Genomic DNA, 19,016 nt, shown 5'->3' on the forward strand with positions numbered 1-19,016 from the left:
GTTCTCGATACAAATTTGCTCATGCTTCACAAATTCACTCGAACTGACATCAAAAAAGGATGCTACTTCAACCGCTAACGCAGCAGCAGTACTTTTAAAAATAAGTAGCTTTCAGATTTAAACCTTCTGTTTCATCAAAACCAAACATTAAGTTCATGTTTTGAATGGCTTGTCCAGAAGCTCCTTTTAATAAATTATCAATGATGCTTGTGACCAATAATTTGTCTTCATGTTTATGTAAATGAAGGATGCATTTATTAGTATTTACTACTTGTTTTAAATGAATTTCTTCTTCTGAAACTATAGTAAACGCAGCATCTTTATAAAAATCGCTATACAATGCTTTTGCTTCTTCTAAGCTTCCTGAAAACTTAGTATAAAGCGTAGCAAAAATTCCTCTAGAAAAATCACCACGATTTGGCATAAAGTTGATGTCTGACTTAAAGTTAGATTGCAACAATTTTACCGACTGATTAATCTCACCTAAATGCTGATGCGTAAATGCTTTATAATGCGAAAAATTATTAGCACGCCACGTAAAATGTGTGGTTGCAGATAATGATGTTCCTGCTCCTGTTGCTCCTGTAACTGCATTAACATGGACATCGTTTTGCAAAACTTCAGCTTTAGCTAAAGGCAATAATGCTAACTGAATTGCTGAGGCAAAACACCCTGGATTTGCAATATAATTAGCGCTTTTAATCGCTTCTTTATTTAATTCGGGTAAACCGTAAACAAACGTTTTACCTTCAAAAACTGCATCTTTTGTTAATCTAAAATCATTACTTAAATCAATGATTTTAGTTTCAGCAGAAAACGAATTCTTCTCTAAAAATGCTTTAGAATTTCCGTGACCTAAACACAAAAACATCACGTCCACTTTTGGGTTAATTTCACTTGAAAACACTAAATCTGTACTGCCAATTAAATCTTGGTGTACTTTATATACTTTGTTGCCAGCATTAGATGTACTGTAAATAAAATTGATGTTTGCTTTAGGATGGTTTAACAACAATCTAATAAGTTCTCCTGCTGTATAACCTGCACCTCCAATGATTCCTATTTCTAACATAGCTTATGAGTTTACTTGTTGATAAATCTTATTTTGATTACCTACAATTTTGATAAAGCCTTTTGCTTCATCTGCAGTCCAACCTTTATTTTCTTCACCATAACTTCCGAATTTCGCATTCATTAAATCATGCTTAGATGTAATACCATCTAAATTGAAATGATATGGTTTTAGCGTTACAAAAACATCTCCTGAGACTTTGTCTTGACTGCTTTGTAAAAAAGCTTCCATATCTCGCATTACTGGATCTAAATATTGACCTTCATGCAAATGCATTCCGTAGAAACTCGCTAAATATTCTTTGTGTTGTAATTGCCATTTGGTAAGCGTGTGTTTTTCTAATAAATGATGTGCTTTGATAGTAACCAAAGCACCTGCAGCTTCAAAACCAACACGACCTTTAATACCAACAATAGTATCTCCAACATGAATATCTCTACCAATTGCATAAGCAGATGCTAGGTTGTTTAAGACTTCAATATTAATTTCTGGATTGTTTTTAATTCCGTTAACAGCAACCAATTCTCCTTTTAAAAAAGTTAATGTTACTTTCTCTTCTTCGGCATGCTTTAATTGTGATGGAAATGCCGATTCTGGTAATGGTTTTTCCGAAGTCAAGGTTTCTGATCCTCCAACGCTTGTTCCCCAAAGTCCTTTATTGATTGAGTATTTTGCTTTTTCCCAAGACATATCAATTCCATTTTCTTTTAGGTAATCAATTTCTTGTTGTCTTGTTAAACTTCCATCTCTAATTGGTGTAATAATTTTAATATTTGGCGCTAAGGTTTGAAAAATCATATCAAAACGAACTTGATCATTTCCAGCTCCTGTGCTTCCGTGTGCGATATATTCGGCATCAATACTTTTTGCGTACTCTACAATTTCGATTGCCTGAATGATACGTTCTGCACTTACAGATAAAGGATAGGTGTTGTTTTTTAGCACATTTCCAAAAATTAAATATTTAATCACTCTATCATAATACGATGCAATTGCGTCAATATTTTTATAAGTAGAAACACCCATTTTATACGCATTAGCTTCTATGGTTTGAGTTTCTTCATCAGAAAAACCTCCAGTATTTACACTTACTGCGTGCACATCATATCCTGCTTTACTTAAACTTACTGCGCAATAGGATGTGTCTAATCCACCACTATATGCTATTACTAATTTGCCTTTATTTTTCATTTTTATCTTTTTTTAGGAACATGGACTGCTTAATATTTTTCAATCTTGTCCATACTTTTTTATCATGTTTTTTAGCTTCAGATTTTGATTCTTCTTTTTTAGAAGGATCATACAACATACCTGTACATAAGCACATTTTTTGCTCTGTTCTAGTCAAAACATCAAAATTTTTGCAGGTTTGACAACCATTCCAAAAAGATTGATCGTCTGTTAATTCTGAAAAGGTTACGGGTTTATAACCTAAATCGCTATTCATTTTCATAACAGCTAAACCTGTTGTAATACTAAACACTTTAGCATCTGGAAACTTAGCTCTTGAATGCTCAAAAATTATCTTTTTGATTTTTTTTGCTAACCCTAAGTTTCTAAAATCAGGATGCACAATTAATCCAGAATTGGCCACGAACTTACCATGACCCCATTTTTCGATATAACAAAAACCAGCAAACTTATCGCCTTCTAAAGCTATTACAGCATTACCGTTTTCTAATTTGGTAATAATATATTCTGGTTTTCGTTTTGCAATTCCTGTACCTCTAACTTTAGAAGCTTCTGCAATAGTTTCGCAAATAATATCTGCGTAAATACTATGTGATTTATTAGCAATGACAATTTCCATTGTAATTGATTTTTAATTAAAAATGTATTGATTTTGTTTTTTTGAAAGCAGAACCGGACTCACCTTAGTTCTATATATATAAGGACACCCTAAGGGCGACGACGAAAAACGGGACGCATAACAATCCTGTTATTATTTCTAATAACTGTGTTTAAAAAGGAAAATATTTGTGATGAATTGTTCAATGTGAAAAAAAATAAAAACTGTTAACTAATTAGCTTGAAGTATTAGCATTAGCGACGTCGTCTGCGCGTTGGCAAACTTGAGGGTCTTTCGTTTTTATTTATTGTTATAAACATGATACAAACGTATAATTTAATTTTATATAAAAGTTGATTTTGATTGATTTTTGATGAATTTTTACAGATTTGATAGAATTTAAAGTGATAATTATCAAAATCACACTAAAAACTGAAACAAATCAGGTTTGTCGTTTAAATAATCTCCATAAAATTTATGGAGTTTCATTTTTGTTATTAATGGTTCCAAATCATCTGGAGATTTTAATTGTATACCAACAACAGCAACATCATTTTCTCGGTTTGCTTTTTTTGTGTATTCAAAATGAGTGATATCATCTGTTGGACCTAAAATATCTACTACAAAATCTCTTAAAGCTCCAGAGCGTTGCGGGAATTTTACAATAAAGTAATGCTTTAAATTAGCATGCAATAATGCACGTTCTTTAATTTCGGCAGTTCGTGTAATATCATTATTACTTCCGCTAACTACGCATACAATATTCTTTCCTTTTATTTCTTCTTTAAAAAACTCTAAAGCAGACAAACTTAACGCTCCTGCTGGCTCTACAACAATTGCGTCTTTATTATATAATTCTAAAATGGTTTGACAAATCTTACCTTCGTCTACTGTAACTACACGATGTAACGTTTCTTTGCAAATTGCAAAATTTAAATCTCCAACACGTTTAACTGCTGCTCCATCTACAAAATTATCAATAGAGTTTAATTCTGTGTTTTTATTGTTTCTAATTGACGTTAACATTGATGGTGCACCTTTTGGCTCTACACCAATAATTTTAGTTTGTGGTGACAACAACTTAAATACTGAAGATAAACCTGCAGATAATCCACCTCCACCAATTGGTACAAAAACATAATCTATTGGATGTGCTTTTGCTTGGTCTATTATTTCTAAACCAACTGTAGCCTGACCTTCTATAACTTTTTCATCATTAAAAGGGTGAATAAACGTTTTGTTTAAGGCTTCACTTTGCTCTATTGCTGCATGGTAAGCATCGTCAAAAGTGTCTCCAACTAAAATTACATCTACATAGTCTTCTCCAAACATTTTTACCTGTTCAATCTTTTGATTAGGTGTTGGTGAAGGCATAAAAATGGTACCTTTAATTTTTAAAAGTTTACAAGATATTGCAACACCTTGTGCATGATTTCCTGCACTTGCACAAACAATTTCATTTTCAATTTGAGAGGCATTTAAAGATGATATTTTATTATATGCTCCTCGAATTTTATACGAACGTACTTCCTGTAAATCTTCTCTTTTGAAGAAAACATTAGCATCAAATTGCTTAGAATAGCGTGCATTTTTCATTAATGGTGTTACAGATGCTATCCCATTTAATTTTTCTGCAGCAGCTTCAATAGCTTCTAATGTTGGTCTGTATGTTGTTGTTTGCTCCATGTTTAGTTTCCACGAAAGTGAAAATTGATTTTTTTATAAAGACCTATCAAGTTTAAAAAATCTGATAGGTCTGTAAAATTTTAGCTTAAGCGTCAGATTTAATGACTTGCATTGCAGTCATAGAAGCTCTTAATTTAGCTCCAACTTTTTCAACTGGATGATTTCTAATAATAGCATTAACTTTAATCAACTCTTGGTTATCAACTCCATTTTCTGAACTAAATGATTTTCCAATCACGTTAGTTGAAACTGTCTTCATAAAATCCGTTAATAATGGTTTACAAGCATGGTCAAATAAATAACAACCATATTCTGCTGTATCAGAAATTACACGATTCATTTCTGCTAACTTCATTCTTGCAATTGTATTAGCAATTAATGGTGTTTCGTGTAAAGACTCGTAATATGCAGAAGCATCTATAATACCAGAATCTGTCATTGCTTCAAAAGCTAACTCAACACCAGATCTTACAAAAGCAACTAATAAGGTTCCGTGATCAAAATATTCTTGTTCTGGAATATCTTGAGTTGTAATTGTTTGTTTTTCAAAAGCTGTTTCTCCTGTTGCAGCTCTCCAAGTCAATAAATTTTTATCATCATTTGCCCAATCTTCCATCATTGTTTTAGAGAAATGACCAGTCATAATATCGTCCATATGTTTTTGGAATAGTGGACGCATAATATCTTTTAATTGTTCAGACAATCTAAACGCTTCTATTTTAGCTGGATTAGATAATCTATCCATCATGTTAGTGATTCCACCATGCTTTAAAGCTTCGGTTACCGTTTCCCAACCATACTGAATTAATTTTGCTGCATAACCAGCATCAATACCTTCTTCTACCATTTTATCAAAAGATAAAATAGCTCCTGTTTGTAACAAACCACATAAAATAGTTTGCTCTCCCATTAAATCACTTTTTACCTCAGCAACAAAAGACGATTCTAATACACCAGCTCTATGTCCTCCAGTTGCTACAGCATAAGCTTTTGCTTGTGCCCAACCTTTTCCTTCAGGATCATTTTCTGGGTGTACAGCAGTTAATGTTGGTACTCCAAAACCTCTTTTGTACTCTTCTCTAACCTCAGAACCAGGACATTTTGGTGCCACCATAATTACGGTTAAATCCTCACGTATTTGCATGCCTTCTTCAACAATATTAAAACCATGAGAGTAAGATAATGTTGCTCCTTTTTTCATTAAAGGCATTACAGTTTTTACAACATTTGTGTGTTGCTTATCTGGTGTTAAATTAATAACAACATCTGCTGTTGGTAATAACTCCTCGTATGTACCAACTGTAAAACCATTAGACGTTGCATTTACATAAGATTCTCTTTTTTGATCTATTGCAGCTTGTCTTAAAGTATAAGAAATATCTAATCCAGAATCTCTCATATTTAATCCTTGGTTTAAACCTTGAGCTCCACAACCAACAATAACTATTTTTTTTCCTTTTAATGCGTCTACACCATCTTCAAACTCTGAAGCGTCCATAAAACGACATTTAGCTAATTGTTCTAATTTTTCTCTTAATGTTAATGTGTTAAAATAATTTGACATTGTCTTAATTTATTAATTTGTTATGCTAATTGTTTTTTTGTTTTAATTAGCGTTAAATGCTGATAGTATTTTTGATATTTCCATTGGTTGTTTTGTTACTGCAATTCTACCAGATCTAGTAAATTGTAGTATTCCAAAAGCACTTAATTCTCTATGTAATAATTCAATTTCGTTACGTCTTCCAGACTTTTCTAAAACAAAAAACTCTTTATTAACTGTAACTATTCTTGCATTACTATCTTTTATTATATTCTGGATTTGACGCTCGTCAAACAATAAATCAGATTTGATTTTAAATAAACATGACTCTTGGTAAATAGTGTCTTCGTCTTTATGATAATAAGCTTTTATAACTTCGATTTGTTTTTCAATTTGACCTATGATTTTTTTAATATTAGATTCAGTCATATTAATTACTATTGTAAATTTTGATACACCTTCAATTTCTGAAGCTGATGTATTTAAACTTTCAATATTAATGTGTCTACGCTGAAATATTGCCGAAATACGGTTTAACAAACCAATGTTGTTTTCGGTATAAATTGAAATTGTAAATAATTGTTTTTCTTCCATTTTACTCTAATCTTATATCTGAAACTGAAGCACCAGAAGGTACCATTGGGAACACATTATCTTCTTTTTCGACACAAACCTCTAAAAAATAAGGTCCATCTGTGTTTATCATTTTTTCTACTGCATCTTTAAGTTCTTCACGCTTTGTTACTTTTTGAGCGTCTATAAAATAGCCTTTTGCAATAGCAACAAAATCAGGATTGGTCATTTCGGTTGAGGCATAACGTTTATCAAAAAATAGTTGTTGCCACTGTCTAACCATACCTAAAAACTCGTTATTTAACACAACAATTTTTACTGGTACTTTTTGCTGAAAAATTGTACCTAACTCCTGAATAGTCATTTGGTATCCACCATCTCCAGAAATGGAAATAACCTCACGATCTGGAGCTGCCATTTTAGCTCCAATTGCAGCTGGAAGACCAAAGCCCATTGTCCCTAAACCACCAGAAGTTATATTACTTCTAGTTTTATTGAAATTAGCATATCTACAAGCAATCATTTGGTGTTGTCCAACATCTGTAACAATTGCTGCGTCACCTTTAGTTTGCGCATTAATTTCCTTTAAAACTTCACCCATTGTTAATCCTTCTTTAGAAGGATTTAAATCGTTTTTAATAACTTTTTCATATTCAATAGCATACAAATCTTTAAATTTTTGATGCCATTCAGGATGAGTTTTTTCTTCTAAAAGCGGTAATAAAGCAGCTAAACTTTCTTTAGCATCACCTAAAACTGCCACCTCTGTTTTTACGTTTTTGTCTATTTCGGCTGGATCAATTTCAAAATGAATAACCTTTGCTTGTTTTGCATAAGTATCTAAACTACCTGTTACACGATCGTCAAAACGCATACCAATTGCAATTAAAACATCACAATCATTAGTTAATACATTTGGTGCATAATTACCATGCATACCTACCATACCAATATTTAAAGGATGCGACGTTGGAATTGCTCCTGCGCCTAAAATAGTCCAAGCAGAAGGTATTCCTGCTTTTTCTACTACTGCTTTAAATTGTGCTTCAGCTTGACCTAAAGACACGCCTTGTCCCCAAACTATCATTGGTTTTTTTGCTGCATTAATTAGTTTTGCAGCAGCTTCAACTGATGTGTGATCTAATTTAGGAATTGGGTTATAACTTCTTACGCCTTTACATTTTTCGTATTTAAAATCGAACTCTTCAAACTGAGCATCTTTAGTAATATCAATTAAAACTGGTCCTGGACGACCACTTTTTGCTAAATAAAATGCTTTTGCCATCACTTCAGGGATTTCTGAAGCTTTTGTAATTTGATGGTTCCATTTGGTTACTGGAGTAGAAATACCAACAATATCAGTTTCCTGAAAAGCGTCACTACCTAATAAATGCGATGCTACTTGACCAGTAATACACACCATTGGAGTACTATCTATTTGCGCATCTGCAATTCCTGTAATTAAATTTGTAGCTCCAGGTCCTGAAGTTGCAATTGCAACACCAACTTTACCAGAAATACGTGCATATCCTTGTGCAGAATGTGTTGCTCCTTGTTCATGACGTGTTAATACGTGATGAATTTTATCTTGGTATTTATAAAGCTCATCATAAACTGGCATAATGGCTCCTCCTGGATATCCATAAAGAATATCCACACCTTCTGCTAACAGACATTTTATGATAGCTTCGCTACCAGAAATACGCTCTGTTTTTTGAGTGCTTTTAGATTTATTTTGTTTTGTTTTTGTATCCATATTAATCTTGTTAGGATTATTATATTTCTTTAATTGAGATCCTTTGTTAAACTCAAGATGTCATTTATTTTTATTTATTCTTTAAAGAGATTACTTCGTGAAAATTTATTCATCAGTAATACATCCTTTTGATGCAGACGCTACTATTTTTGCGTATTTATATAAAATTCCTTTGTTATGTTTTAATGGTGGAGCAACCCATTTTGCTTTTCTTTCTGCTAATTCTTCATCAGAAATTAAAACATTTATTGAATTGTCTTCTGCACTAATTCTAATTTTATCACCAGTTTTTAATAGTCCTATTGTTCCTCCAGATTGTGCTTCTGGTGTTATGTGTCCAACTACAAACCCGTGAGTTCCTCCAGAAAAGCGACCATCTGTTATTAATGCAACAGACTTACCTAAACCTGCTCCCATTATTAAAGAGGTTGGTTTTAACATTTCTGGCATTCCTGGACCTCCTTTTGGACCCACATACCTTATGACGACTACATCTCCTCGTTCTACTTCTCCATTAGAAATACCTGTATTTGCTGCTTGTTCTCCATCATAAACCACTGCTTTTCCTTCAAAAAGCAATCCTTCATTTCCTGAAATTTTTGCTACAGCACCTTCTGTTGCTAGATTACCATAAATAATTTGAATATTTCCTGAAGATTTTAATGCTTTATCTTTAGGGAAAATAACATCCTGATCTTCAAATTCCATTGGTTTTACTTCTGCTAAGTTTTCTGCTAAAGTCTTTCCTGTAACTGTTAAACAATCACCATGTAAATAACCATTGTCTAATAAATATTTCATTATTGCTGGAGTACCTCCAACTCCATGTACATCTTCCATTAAGTATTTTCCTGATGGTTTTAAGTCGGCAATTAAAGGTGTTCTGTCTGATACTCTTTGAAAATCTTCTAAAGTAAACTCTATATCTGCTGCATGTGCAATAGCTAGAAAGTGTAACACTGCATTTGTAGATCCGCCTAATGCATTTACTAAAGCAATTGCATTTTCTAAAGATTTTTTAGAAATAATATCTAATGGTTTTAAATCTAGTTCAAGCAAATTTTTAATTGCTATTGCAGTACGTTCTGCTTCAGATAATTTGTTAGGATTTTCAGCAGGAATAGAAGAATTATAAGGTAATGCAAATCCCATACACTCTATAGCAGAAGCCATAGTGTTTGCTGTATACATTCCACCACAAGCTCCAGCTCCTGGAATGGCTCTTTTTATGATTTCTCTGTATTCTTCTTCGTCAATTTCTCCAGCTACTTTTTGACCTAAAGCTTCAAAAGCAGAGACGATATTTAGTTTTTTTCCTTTATAATTTCCAGATGCAATAGTACCACCATACATCATAATTGAAGGACGATTTAAACGCAACATAGCAATTACAGCTCCTGGCATATTCTTATCACAACCAACTACAGATATTAATGCATCATAACTTTGCGCATTCATAACAGTTTCAATAGAATCTGCAATGATATCTCTAGATGCCAATGAGTAGTTCATACCAGAAGTACCCATAGAAATTCCATCAGAAACACCAATTGTATTAAATCCTAAACCAACTAATCCAGCAATTTTACATTCTATTTTTACTTCTCCAGCTAATCCATTTAAATGCATATTACAAGGATTACCATCGTAACCAGTACTTGCAATACCAACTTGTGCTTTCTGCATGTCTTCATCTGTCAAACCTACTGCGTATAGCATTGCTTGAGATGCTGGTTGAGATTCGTCTTGTGTTAATCTGCGACTGTGTTTGTTTAATTGACTCATTTATGGCCTTCTTCTTTTTAAATATTAATCTAAATTAAAAGTTTGACCTTTTCTTATTACAGTAATATTTAAATAGAGACTAAAGTCATAATTAAAATTAATTAATTAAATACCTAAAAATCAGTCGATTATGTTAAACCGCTTATGATGTCCAAAATATATTTTTTGTAGAAAAAATTACGAAATGTATGAAAACAAAAAAACCGATTCAAATTAATGAATCGGTTTTAGAGGTGGTCCCACATGGGCTCGAACCATGGACTTTCTGATTATGAGTCAGATACTCTAACCAACTGAGTTATAGGACCGGAAATTGGAGTGCAATATTACTACTATTTTTAAAATACTCCAAACCTTTTTTAAATTACTTAATCTCCTGACAAAGCTCAATTAGTACTCCGTTGGATGATTTTGGATGTAAAAAAGCGACTAACTTATTATCTGCTCCTTTTTTAGGGGTTTCATTTAAAACAATAAACCCTTCTTTTTTTAGTCGTTTTATTTCTTTTTTAATATTAGTAACTTCAAAAGCAATATGATGTATACCTTCTCCTTTTTTATCTAAGAATTTAGCTATTGGACTCTCTGGTTTAGTCGCTTCTAACAGTTCTATTTTATTAGGGCCTACTTTAAAAAAAGAAGTGTTTACGCCTTCGCTTTCTACTGTTTCGGTTTTATAATGTGCTTTTCCAAAAAGTTTCGCGAAAAGCATATTTGATTCATCTAAATTTTTTACTGCAATACCTATATGCTCTATTTTTTTCATTTTTATGTATTTTAAGGTATAATAATTGCTTAAATATGCCTTAAAAGTAATATATTCTTGTAATAACAACTATTTTTGCAACATGGAAGAAAGTCAAAGACAAAAAAAAATAGCTTCAGTTTTACAGCGTGATTTAGTAGATATCCTTCAAGGAGCTGCTACACAAGGTGGAATGAGAGGTGTGATTATATCGGTTTCTAAGGTTAGAGTAACCGCAGATTTAACAGACGCTAAGGTGTATTTAAGTATTTTTCCTAATGATAAGGCTAAAGAATTACTAGTGGGTATCAAGGCAAACAAACCAATGATTAGACACGAGTTAGCACAACGTACAAGGAACCAATTACGAAGAATGCCTGTTTTAGAGTTTTATGTAGATGATAGTTTAGAGCACATCGATAAAATTGAAAAATCCCTTAAAGGAGAAGAAAATCCAATTACAAACCCTGATTTATTAGACAAACGTAATAAAGGATAATTGAACTTTCCGTTATACATAGCAAAGCGTTATATACGCAGTAAAAGCAGTAATAACGCTATTAACTTTATTACTATTATTGCTATTGTTGGAATTGTTTTAGGTGCTGCTTCTTTATTTATTGTACTGTCTGGTTTTGCTGGTTTAAGAGATTTTACTTTAGAGTTTACAAGTATTATTGATCCAGATTTAAAAGCCGAAACGACTATTGGAAAATCCTTTATTCTTGACAAAAATCAAGAACAACAATTATTAAAGATTAAGGGTGTTGCTAATTTTTCTAAAATAATTGAAGAACGTATCATTGCCTCATCAGAAGGGAACAATCATCCAGCTTATATCAAAGGAGTTGATGAACAATACAATAAAATTACTGCGATAGACTCTGTTATTCCTTATGGTAATTGGTTGTATCCAGACACACCACAAATTGTAGTTGGTTGGGCAATATCAAACCGCTTATCTGTTTTTGTTAACGATTACGGAAAGAGCATTACGTTATCTGTCCCTAGGCCTGGAAAGGGTCAAATTAGCTCTCAAAATCAAGCTTTAAACCAAGTAAATACCGTTAATGTTGGTATTTACACTATTAACGATGAGCTGGATAATAAATATATTTTTTCATCAATAAAAACTGCAAGACAATTATTAAATTATAAACCTAATCAGTATACTAATTTAGAGTTTAAACTAACAGAAGATGCAGATGAAGATCAAGTTAAAAAAGATATTAAAACTATTATAGGAGATAACATTGTTGTAAAAAACAAAGACCAACTTAACGATGCGGTTTACAAAATGCTAAACACTGAAAATTTAGCGGTTTACCTGATCTTTACTTTAGTACTAATTATTGCTCTGTTTAATGTTATTGGCTCAATAGTGATGATGATTTTGGATAAAAAGAAAACCTTAAACACGTTGTTTAATATTGGTGCAACTGTAAAAGATATTAGAACCATCTTTTTTTACCAAGGGGTTTTAATGACTTTTATTGGTGGGTTTTTAGGACTAATAATTGGATATATAATCATACAATTACAAGCTAGTTTTAGTTTAATTATGATAACAGATAGTTTAGCCTATCCTGTTGCTATTCATTTTAAAAACTTTGTAATAGTGATGATTACTATTAGTGTTTTAGGGATTATTGCTTCAAAAATTGCAGCTTCTAGGATTACACGAGATTTAGTAAAGACTAGTTAATTATTCTGTAAACTGAAAGTCTCCAAATTTTTCCAATACCTCATCAAATGCAGCAAACACATCTACTGATGCATCGCTAGTAACCATTTTCATTCTGTATTCTTTAAAATGAGGAATACCCTTAAAATAGTTGGTATAATGACGTCTAGTTTCAAAAACACCAAGGATTTCTCCTTTCCAGTCTATAGACATTTGTAAGTGTCTTCTAGCAGCTTCTACACGCTCTTGCATTGTAATTGGTCTGTAATGTTCTCCTGTTTCAAAAAAGTGTTTTACTTGTTTAAAAAACCAAGGATTACCAATAGTAGCACGACCAATCATACAACCATCTAAACCATAATCGTCACGCATTTCCATAGCGCGTTCTGGACTAGTAACATCTCCATTTCCAAAGACAGGAATAGTCATTCGTGGATTGTTTTTTACTTGAGCAATTGGTTTCCAATCTGCATCACCTTTATACATTTGGGCACGTGTACGACCATGTATTGCAATTGCCTTACAGCCTACATCTTGTAAGCGTTCTGCAACCTCAACAATTCTAATAGAATCATGATCCCAACCTAAACGCGTTTTTACAGTAATAGGAATATCTGTACGTTTAACCATCTCTGAAGTTAGCTGTTCCATTAAACAGATGTCTTTTAAGATTCCAGCTCCTGCACCTTTGCTAACCACTTTTTTTACTGGACAACCAAAATTAATATCGATAATGTCAGGTTTAGACTCTGCAACAATATCAATAGTTTGTAACATACTATCCAAATTAGCTCCAAAAATTTGGATACCAACAGGACGTTCCTTTTCATATATGTCCAATTTCATAACGCTTTTTGCAGCATTACGTATTAAACCTTCACTACTTACAAATTCTGTGTATACCACATCTGCACCTTGCTCTTTGCATAATGCACGAAAAGGAGGATCTGACACGTCTTCCATTGGTGCTAACAATAATGGAAAGTCTGGAAGCTCTATGTTACCTATTTTTACCAATTGGGTTTGTTTTGGCGCAAAATTACATTTTTTTAACTAACTTTAGTAACCTATAACCTCTTTTGAGGGTTACAACCATCGCTATTAAAAATAAACCAATTTATGAAACATTTTATTGACCTACATTGTCATCCTGCTTTAAAGCCATTTGGGAAGAGTTTTAAAGACAATAACGCAACAAACAGAAACAGTAGTAATGAAGATGACGAAAACAGTATCTGGAACGCTGAACGACCAAAGGTTTTTAGAAAAGTGCTTAATGTATTACTCTCATTAACAAAGTTTAGACAATCCGATATTAATACTGTTTTAAAAGGTAACGGAAAAGTAATAATTGCGTCCTTATATCCTATGGAAAAAGGGATGGTTGTTCATGACAACACCAAAAAAGTAAAATTGTCTGGTCGCATCCTAAGGAATTTGGCAACAGGAATTAGCATGGAAAGAATCAAGCATATCCAAAACATGCCTGATTATTTTGTTGACTTGTGTGACGAGTATAAATTTTATGAGCAATTACACGACACCAATGTCTTAGTAAATGGTGTGCCTAAAAAGTATAAACTGGTTAAAAAATATAGCGATATAGATTTTAACTCGCCTAAAGACACCTTATACGTCATCATGTCTATAGAAGGTTGTCATGTATTTAATACAGGCTTAAGACTTGCAGGTAAACCTACTGCAAATAAAAATGAGGTAATAAGTAATATTGAAACAGTAAAAAACTGGAAATATAAACCGTTTTTTGTTGGTATAGCTCATCATTTTGATAACGAGTTATGTGGTCATGCCGAAAGTCTTGCAGGTATTGTTAAATCGCTTATCGATCAAAATGCAAACAAAAACAAAGGACTTACCCCTTTAGGGAAAGACGTTATTTTAAAATTATTAGATAATACCAATGGTAAACGTATCCAAATTGACTTAAAGCATATGAATATTAAATCTAGATATGAATATTATGCTTTTTTAGAAGCTAATTTTACCGAAACCATTCCGCTTATTGTTAGTCATGGAGCCATTAACGGACGATTAGAGCCTAAAACACATAATCGTGTTTGGCACAAAGGGTTTAATACAGCTGATATTAATTTTTATATGGATGAAATCCAAAAAATTGAACGCTCAAAAGGAATTTTTGGAATTCAGTTAGATGAACGTCGCATCTTAAATAAAAGAAACCATAAAGACATCTATAAAGAAGCTAAAAAAACCATGACTAAAAAAGGAAAACCATTATTACGTAAACAATCCTTTTTTATCTGGAGACAAATAGAGCATATTGCAATTTATCTTAATGTACTAGGTCGTGATGCTTGGAACATACAAGCTTTAGGAACTGATTTTGATGGTATTATTGATCCTTTAAACGGTATTTGGACAGCTAAAGAAATAAAGGACATACATAGCTATTTAGTCAATCATGCTAAAGATTTTTTAAACAGCCCAAAAGCAGGAAAACTTAGTACAAAAAACAAACTATCTGCCCAGAAAATTATTGATAAATTTATGTTTGAAAATGCTAAAGATTTTATGGAAATGCATTTTGTATAATCGTGTTAAATAGCCTACTTTTTAAACTTTAAAACAGCACTTTGCAACTACCTTTTAATCTAGAATTTTTTGGAATTAATATAAACATTCATCTTGTTTTAGAGTACCTCGCTTTTTTTATTGCCTTTAGGTATTATGTTTTTTTAAGACGAAAAAACACAGATGCAATCAATACTAATAATCGTTTATCCATCATTCTTGGTGCTGCTTTAGGTGCTTTAATTGGATCGCGTTTGGTTGGTTTTTTAGAAAACCCTTTAATTGAATTTACTACAAAAAACCTCATCCAATTACTAAACACAAAAACCATAATGGGTGGTTTATTTGGTGGTTTACTTGGTGTGGAATTAGCTAAAAAAATGATTGGCGAAAAACAGTCTTCTGGAGACTTGTTTGTTTTTCCTATTATTTTAGGCATCTTTATTGGTCGCATTGGTTGTTTCTTGTCTGGTATTAACGAGTTTACTTATGGCAAAGAAACCTCGTCTTTTTTTGGGATGGATTTAGGTGATGGTTTACTACGTCATCCAACCTCTCTCTACGAGCTCGTTTTTTTAACGCTATTGTTTATAATTCTAAGGTTTATAAACAATAATTATCGTTTAAAAAATGGAGAATTATTCAAGGTTTTTATGTTAAGCTATTTTGGATTCAGATTTTTTATCGAGTTTTTAAAGCCAAATATATTTTACACTCTTGGTTTAAGTACCATTCAAATATTATGTGTAATTTGTTGGTTATATTATAGTCCTTTCATCTTTCAAAAACTAAAACATGCCAGTTAGAAAATATACTTATTACGATTTTACTTTAAGCCTATGTCCTGAGTGTTTACGACGTGTAGACGCAAAAATAGTGTTTGAAGATAGTAATGTGTACATGCTTAAACGCTGTAAAGAACATGGAAATAGTAAAGTGCTAATTGCGGACGATATCGAGTATTATAAAAACATCCGTAACTATAACAAACCTAGCGAAACACCTTATACATTTAACACCAAAACGGACTATGGTTGTCCTTACGACTGTGGTTTGTGTCCAGACCATGAGCAGCATAGTTGCTTGACAGTAGTAGAAGTTACTGATCGTTGTAATTTAACGTGTCCAACCTGTTATGCTGGATCGTCACCAACCTATGGTAGACATCGTACTTTAGAAGAGGTTAAAGCGATGTTAGATACCATTGTTAGGAACGAAAAAGAACCAGATGTGGTACAAATATCTGGTGGAGAGCCAACAATTCATCCGCAGTTTTGGGAAATTATGGACTACGCAAAATCGTTACCTATTAGACATTTAATGCTAAATACTAACGGAATTAAAATTGCTAAAGATTTCGCTTTCGCTGAAAGACTAAAAACCTACGCTCCAGATTTTGAGATTTATTTACAATTTGATTCTTTTGAAAACTCAGTGCTTCGCGAATTACGTGGAGCAGATTTAAACGACATACGCAAACAAGCAATAGAAAACCTTAATAAACTAAATCTGTCAACCACTTTAGTGGTGACGCTTCAAAAAGGATTAAATGATAACGAAATTGGGAAGATTATTGATTATGCTTTAAAACAGAAATGTGTGCGAGGTGTAACGTTACAACCAACACAAATTGCTGGACGACTGGATAATTTTAATCCAGAAACCGATAGAATGACAATTACTGAAGTACGACGAAAAATAATGGAACAAACCTCTATTTTTAATTCTGACGATTTGCTTCCTGTGCCTTGTAATCCTGATGCTTTGGTAATGGGTTATGCGCTTAAATTAGAAGATGAAGTTTTTCCGTTAACGCGTTATATTAATCCAAACGATTTATTAGATAATAGCAAAAACACTATTATTTATGAGCAAGATGAGCAGCTTCAGGGTAAAATGGTGGAGTTGTTTAGTACAGGAAATTCCGTAGAAGTTGCAGAAGAAAACTTAAAATCCATTATGTGCTGCTTGCCTAATATTGACGCACCAGAATTGGGTTACGATAATTTATTTAGAGTTATTATCATGCAGTTTATTGATGCTTATAATTTTGATGTTAGAGCTATTAAAAAATCGTGTGTACATATTGTAGATAAAGACAATAAAGTAATTCCTTTTGAAACCATGAATTTATTTTATCGTGACGATAAAAAAGCAAGGTTGGAAGAACTTAGAAAAGAGATGTAATTATGGCTATGATTTTAGCAATAATGTTTATACCTCCTTTATTATTTATTTTAATAGGATTAAAATCAGAAAAAAATAGTAAAAAATCTAAAACCGCTTATATTCTAGCAATTATTTATCTTATTGTTGGGTTTGGGTTATGTGGAGATTATTTATTTTAAAATTAAAATAAACAAAATACAATTATGACAACATTATTAGTTGAAGCAACAGGAGGAGGAGGTTATGGTGGAATAGTGATTTTAATAATAGCAATTATGGTTGGACCACCAATTTTACTTGCTATAATTGGGTTTGCATTGCTTAAAAAAAACAAAAAAGCAGCTAAAGTATTTTTTATTCTAGCTGCTGTTTATCTTATTGTAAGCTTAGGTATTTGTGGTAGTATGATGTAATATTAAAACTGAACCTCAGCATCAACCAATTTACCGCTTCTATCAACAGTTACATTAGTTTTGTCTCCTTTTTTAAAGGTTGCTAAAACTTTCATATAACTCATCATATCAACAACACTACTGTCTCCTAATTTAACAACAATGTCTCCTTTTTGTAATCCTGCTTTTTGTGCTGGCCTTTCTTCGCTTATTCCATCAATACGCATTCCTTTTCCGTCAAATAAGTAATCAGGTATTACACCTAAACCAACCTTAAATCTTGGCACTTCTTCGCTTTCGTTTTTAGTTTTTCTAAACGGTAATTTTCCGTTATTATCTAAGTCAGTAATAATTTCAAAAATATAGTTAGATATCACTTGCATTCCATTATAATGTAAACGCTCTGTATCATCTGATGGTTTATGGTAATCGTCATGCTGACCAGTAAAAAAGTGTAATACAGGTATATCTACATTATAAAAACTAGTATGATCACTTGGACCAACACCAGATTCTTTTTGTACTAATTTAAAACGGTTATTATGTGCTTTTAAAGTCTGTTTAAAAATTGGAGACGTTCCAACACCATAAACAGCCAAAGTACTATCTGCTTTTAAACGACCAACCATATCCATATTAATCATATAATTGGCTTTACTGTTATTTACTGTTGGGTTTTTGGTGTAATAATTAGAGCCTAATAAACCCATTTCTTCTCCAGAAAAAGTAATAAACATATAGTTGTTGTTTGTGTTTTTCGCTTTTAATTTATTAATCAAATTTAAAAGTACTGCAACTCCACTTGCATTATCATCAGCACCATTATGGATTTCCTTTGTTTCGCCTCTATACAAACTCCCTTCTGCACCATAACCTAAATGGTCATAATGTGCACCAATAATTATAGTGTTTTCTGCTTTATTGTCAATAAATCCAACCACATTTGTTCCTGTAATAGTACTGTCTCCATCTTTGACATTGTATTTTACTTCTTGATGTGGATCTGTTTTTGGTTTAAAAGAAAATACTTGAAAATAACCATCAGTTCCTTTTGGTTGTAACCCTAAGTTTTTAAAACGCTCTGCAATATATTTAGCAGCTTTTTGCTCTCCATCAGTACCAGTTTGTCTACCTTCTAAAGCGTCATCTGCTAAAAAAGCAACATCTTCCTCAATGGTAATTACTTTAGGTGTTTCGGTTTTGCAAGAAGCAAATACTAGTAAAAAAACAAGTAGTTTTATTAATTTCATAATAAGAAGTATTAATTTT

At 32.3% G+C, this 19,016-nt stretch carries 18 protein-coding genes and 1 tRNA gene; 7 read left to right on the forward strand and 12 right to left on the reverse strand.

Features of this window, described 5'->3' with window-relative positions; all coding sequences use genetic code 11:
* Positions 1-94 precede the first annotated feature (94 nt).
* The 10 genes from argC to mce all read right to left on the reverse strand — a co-directional run bounded on the left by argC (position 95) and on the right by mce (position 10,970).
* Entirely contained in the window at positions 95-1,072 is a 978-nt protein-coding gene (argC, locus tag SJY17_RS03595) for an N-acetyl-gamma-glutamyl-phosphate reductase (protein WP_397364100.1), read from the reverse strand.
* Between the two features lie 3 nt (positions 1,073-1,075).
* Complete coding sequence (locus SJY17_RS03600) at positions 1,076-2,263, reverse strand: argininosuccinate synthase (protein ID WP_397364101.1); 1,188 nt, start codon at positions 2,261-2,263, stop codon at positions 1,076-1,078.
* Complete coding sequence (locus SJY17_RS03605) at positions 2,253-2,882, reverse strand: GNAT family N-acetyltransferase (RefSeq protein ID WP_397364102.1); 630 nt, start codon at positions 2,880-2,882, stop codon at positions 2,253-2,255. Before SJY17_RS03605 ends, SJY17_RS03600 begins: the two co-directional genes overlap by 11 nt.
* A 399-nt stretch (positions 2,883-3,281) precedes the next feature.
* Entirely contained in the window at positions 3,282-4,547 is a 1,266-nt protein-coding gene (ilvA, locus tag SJY17_RS03610; RefSeq protein ID WP_397364103.1) for a threonine ammonia-lyase IlvA, read from the reverse strand.
* Between the two features lie 85 nt (positions 4,548-4,632).
* Positions 4,633-6,111: a ketol-acid reductoisomerase gene (gene ilvC / locus SJY17_RS03615; protein ID WP_397364104.1), complete on the reverse strand. Its 1,479-nt coding sequence runs from the start codon at positions 6,109-6,111 to the stop codon at positions 4,633-4,635.
* Between the two features lie 42 nt (positions 6,112-6,153).
* Positions 6,154-6,684, reverse strand: coding sequence for an acetolactate synthase small subunit (ilvN, locus tag SJY17_RS03620; protein WP_397364105.1), 531 nt, complete (start codon positions 6,682-6,684; stop codon positions 6,154-6,156).
* Position 6,685: 1 nt separating this feature from the next.
* Entirely contained in the window at positions 6,686-8,419 is a 1,734-nt protein-coding gene (ilvB, locus tag SJY17_RS03625; RefSeq protein WP_397364106.1) for a biosynthetic-type acetolactate synthase large subunit, read from the reverse strand.
* A 105-nt stretch (positions 8,420-8,524) separates the two neighbouring features.
* Positions 8,525-10,204 carry a dihydroxy-acid dehydratase gene (gene ilvD, locus SJY17_RS03630; RefSeq protein WP_397364107.1) on the reverse strand — a complete coding sequence of 560 codons (1,680 nt, stop codon included), beginning with the start codon at positions 10,202-10,204 and terminating at the stop codon, positions 8,525-8,527.
* A 234-nt stretch (positions 10,205-10,438) separates the two neighbouring features.
* A tRNA-Ile gene (locus tag SJY17_RS03635) sits at positions 10,439-10,512 on the reverse strand.
* Positions 10,513-10,568: 56 nt separating this feature from the next.
* Positions 10,569-10,970, reverse strand: coding sequence for a methylmalonyl-CoA epimerase (gene mce, locus SJY17_RS03640; protein WP_397364108.1), 402 nt, complete (start codon positions 10,968-10,970; stop codon positions 10,569-10,571).
* Positions 10,971-11,052: 82 nt separating this feature from the next.
* On the opposite strand from mce, the gene rbfA reads away from it, so the two are divergent.
* Both rbfA and SJY17_RS03650 read left to right on the forward strand, forming a co-directional pair.
* On the forward strand, positions 11,053-11,448 hold the full coding sequence (gene rbfA, locus SJY17_RS03645) for a 30S ribosome-binding factor RbfA (protein ID WP_397364109.1): 396 nt from the start codon (positions 11,053-11,055) through the stop codon (positions 11,446-11,448).
* Positions 11,449-12,654 (forward strand): ABC transporter permease, encoded by a 1,206-nt coding sequence (locus SJY17_RS03650; protein WP_397364110.1) that lies wholly within the window; start codon positions 11,449-11,451, stop codon positions 12,652-12,654.
* Here the strand turns inward: SJY17_RS03650 and dusB are convergent, their stop codons facing one another.
* Positions 12,655-13,650: a tRNA dihydrouridine synthase DusB gene (gene dusB / locus SJY17_RS03655; protein ID WP_397364111.1), complete on the reverse strand. Its 996-nt coding sequence runs from the start codon at positions 13,648-13,650 to the stop codon at positions 12,655-12,657.
* A 102-nt stretch (positions 13,651-13,752) separates the two neighbouring features.
* On the opposite strand from dusB, the gene SJY17_RS03660 reads away from it, so the two are divergent.
* The 5 genes from SJY17_RS03660 to SJY17_RS03680 are packed head-to-tail and all read left to right on the forward strand — an operon-like array spanning position 13,753 to position 17,768.
* On the forward strand, positions 13,753-15,207 hold the full coding sequence (locus tag SJY17_RS03660) for a membrane dipeptidase (protein ID WP_397364112.1): 1,455 nt from the start codon (positions 13,753-13,755) through the stop codon (positions 15,205-15,207).
* A 41-nt stretch (positions 15,208-15,248) separates the two neighbouring features.
* Positions 15,249-15,992 (forward strand): prolipoprotein diacylglyceryl transferase, encoded by a 744-nt coding sequence (locus SJY17_RS03665; protein WP_397364113.1) that lies wholly within the window; start codon positions 15,249-15,251, stop codon positions 15,990-15,992.
* Positions 15,982-17,373, forward strand: a complete 1,392-nt coding sequence (locus SJY17_RS03670; RefSeq protein WP_397364115.1) for a radical SAM protein — start codon at positions 15,982-15,984, stop codon at positions 17,371-17,373. The genes SJY17_RS03665 and SJY17_RS03670 overlap by 11 nt, the downstream gene beginning before the upstream one ends.
* A gap of 2 nt (positions 17,374-17,375) precedes the next feature.
* Complete coding sequence (locus SJY17_RS03675; RefSeq protein ID WP_397364116.1) at positions 17,376-17,534, forward strand: hypothetical protein; 159 nt, start codon at positions 17,376-17,378, stop codon at positions 17,532-17,534.
* A gap of 24 nt (positions 17,535-17,558) precedes the next feature.
* The gene (locus SJY17_RS03680; protein ID WP_397364117.1) at positions 17,559-17,768 is read left to right on the forward strand and encodes a hypothetical protein; all 210 of its coding nucleotides are present in this window, start codon (positions 17,559-17,561) and stop codon (positions 17,766-17,768) included.
* A 2-nt stretch (positions 17,769-17,770) separates the two neighbouring features.
* Here the strand turns inward: SJY17_RS03680 and SJY17_RS03685 are convergent, their stop codons facing one another.
* On the reverse strand, positions 17,771-18,997 hold the full coding sequence (locus tag SJY17_RS03685) for a M28 family peptidase (protein WP_397364118.1): 1,227 nt from the start codon (positions 18,995-18,997) through the stop codon (positions 17,771-17,773).
* Between the last annotated feature and the right edge of the window lie 19 nt (positions 18,998-19,016).

This window comes from Olleya sp. R77988 (assembly GCF_044594215.1).
Taxonomy (GTDB): Bacteria; Bacteroidota; Bacteroidia; order Flavobacteriales; family Flavobacteriaceae; genus Olleya.

What these genes read in the sequence shown, in the direction of transcription:
- SJY17_RS03605 (WP_397364102.1), bottom strand. Translation starts at nt 2,882, where the DNA reads ATGGAAATTGTCATTGCTAATAAATCACATAGTATTTACGCAGATATT.
- ilvD (WP_397364107.1), bottom strand. Translation starts at nt 10,204, where the DNA reads ATGAGTCAATTAAACAAACACAGTCGCAGATTAACACAAGACGAATCT.
- ilvA (WP_397364103.1), bottom strand. Translation starts at nt 4,547, where the DNA reads ATGGAGCAAACAACAACATACAGACCAACATTAGAAGCTATTGAAGCT.
- rbfA (WP_397364109.1), top strand. Translation starts at nt 11,053, where the DNA reads ATGGAAGAAAGTCAAAGACAAAAAAAAATAGCTTCAGTTTTACAGCGT.
- SJY17_RS03670 (WP_397364115.1), top strand. Translation starts at nt 15,982, where the DNA reads ATGCCAGTTAGAAAATATACTTATTACGATTTTACTTTAAGCCTATGT.
- SJY17_RS03660 (WP_397364112.1), top strand. Translation starts at nt 13,753, where the DNA reads ATGAAACATTTTATTGACCTACATTGTCATCCTGCTTTAAAGCCATTT.
- ilvC (WP_397364104.1), bottom strand. Translation starts at nt 6,111, where the DNA reads ATGTCAAATTATTTTAACACATTAACATTAAGAGAAAAATTAGAACAA.
- mce (WP_397364108.1), bottom strand. Translation starts at nt 10,970, where the DNA reads ATGAAAAAAATAGAGCATATAGGTATTGCAGTAAAAAATTTAGATGAA.
- ilvN (WP_397364105.1), bottom strand. Translation starts at nt 6,684, where the DNA reads ATGGAAGAAAAACAATTATTTACAATTTCAATTTATACCGAAAACAAC.
- argC (WP_397364100.1), bottom strand. Translation starts at nt 1,072, where the DNA reads ATGTTAGAAATAGGAATCATTGGAGGTGCAGGTTATACAGCAGGAGAA.
- SJY17_RS03675 (WP_397364116.1), top strand. Translation starts at nt 17,376, where the DNA reads ATGGCTATGATTTTAGCAATAATGTTTATACCTCCTTTATTATTTATT.
- ilvB (WP_397364106.1), bottom strand. Translation starts at nt 8,419, where the DNA reads ATGGATACAAAAACAAAACAAAATAAATCTAAAAGCACTCAAAAAACA.
- SJY17_RS03685 (WP_397364118.1), bottom strand. Translation starts at nt 18,997, where the DNA reads ATGAAATTAATAAAACTACTTGTTTTTTTACTAGTATTTGCTTCTTGC.
- SJY17_RS03680 (WP_397364117.1), top strand. Translation starts at nt 17,559, where the DNA reads ATGACAACATTATTAGTTGAAGCAACAGGAGGAGGAGGTTATGGTGGA.
- SJY17_RS03600 (WP_397364101.1), bottom strand. Translation starts at nt 2,263, where the DNA reads ATGAAAAATAAAGGCAAATTAGTAATAGCATATAGTGGTGGATTAGAC.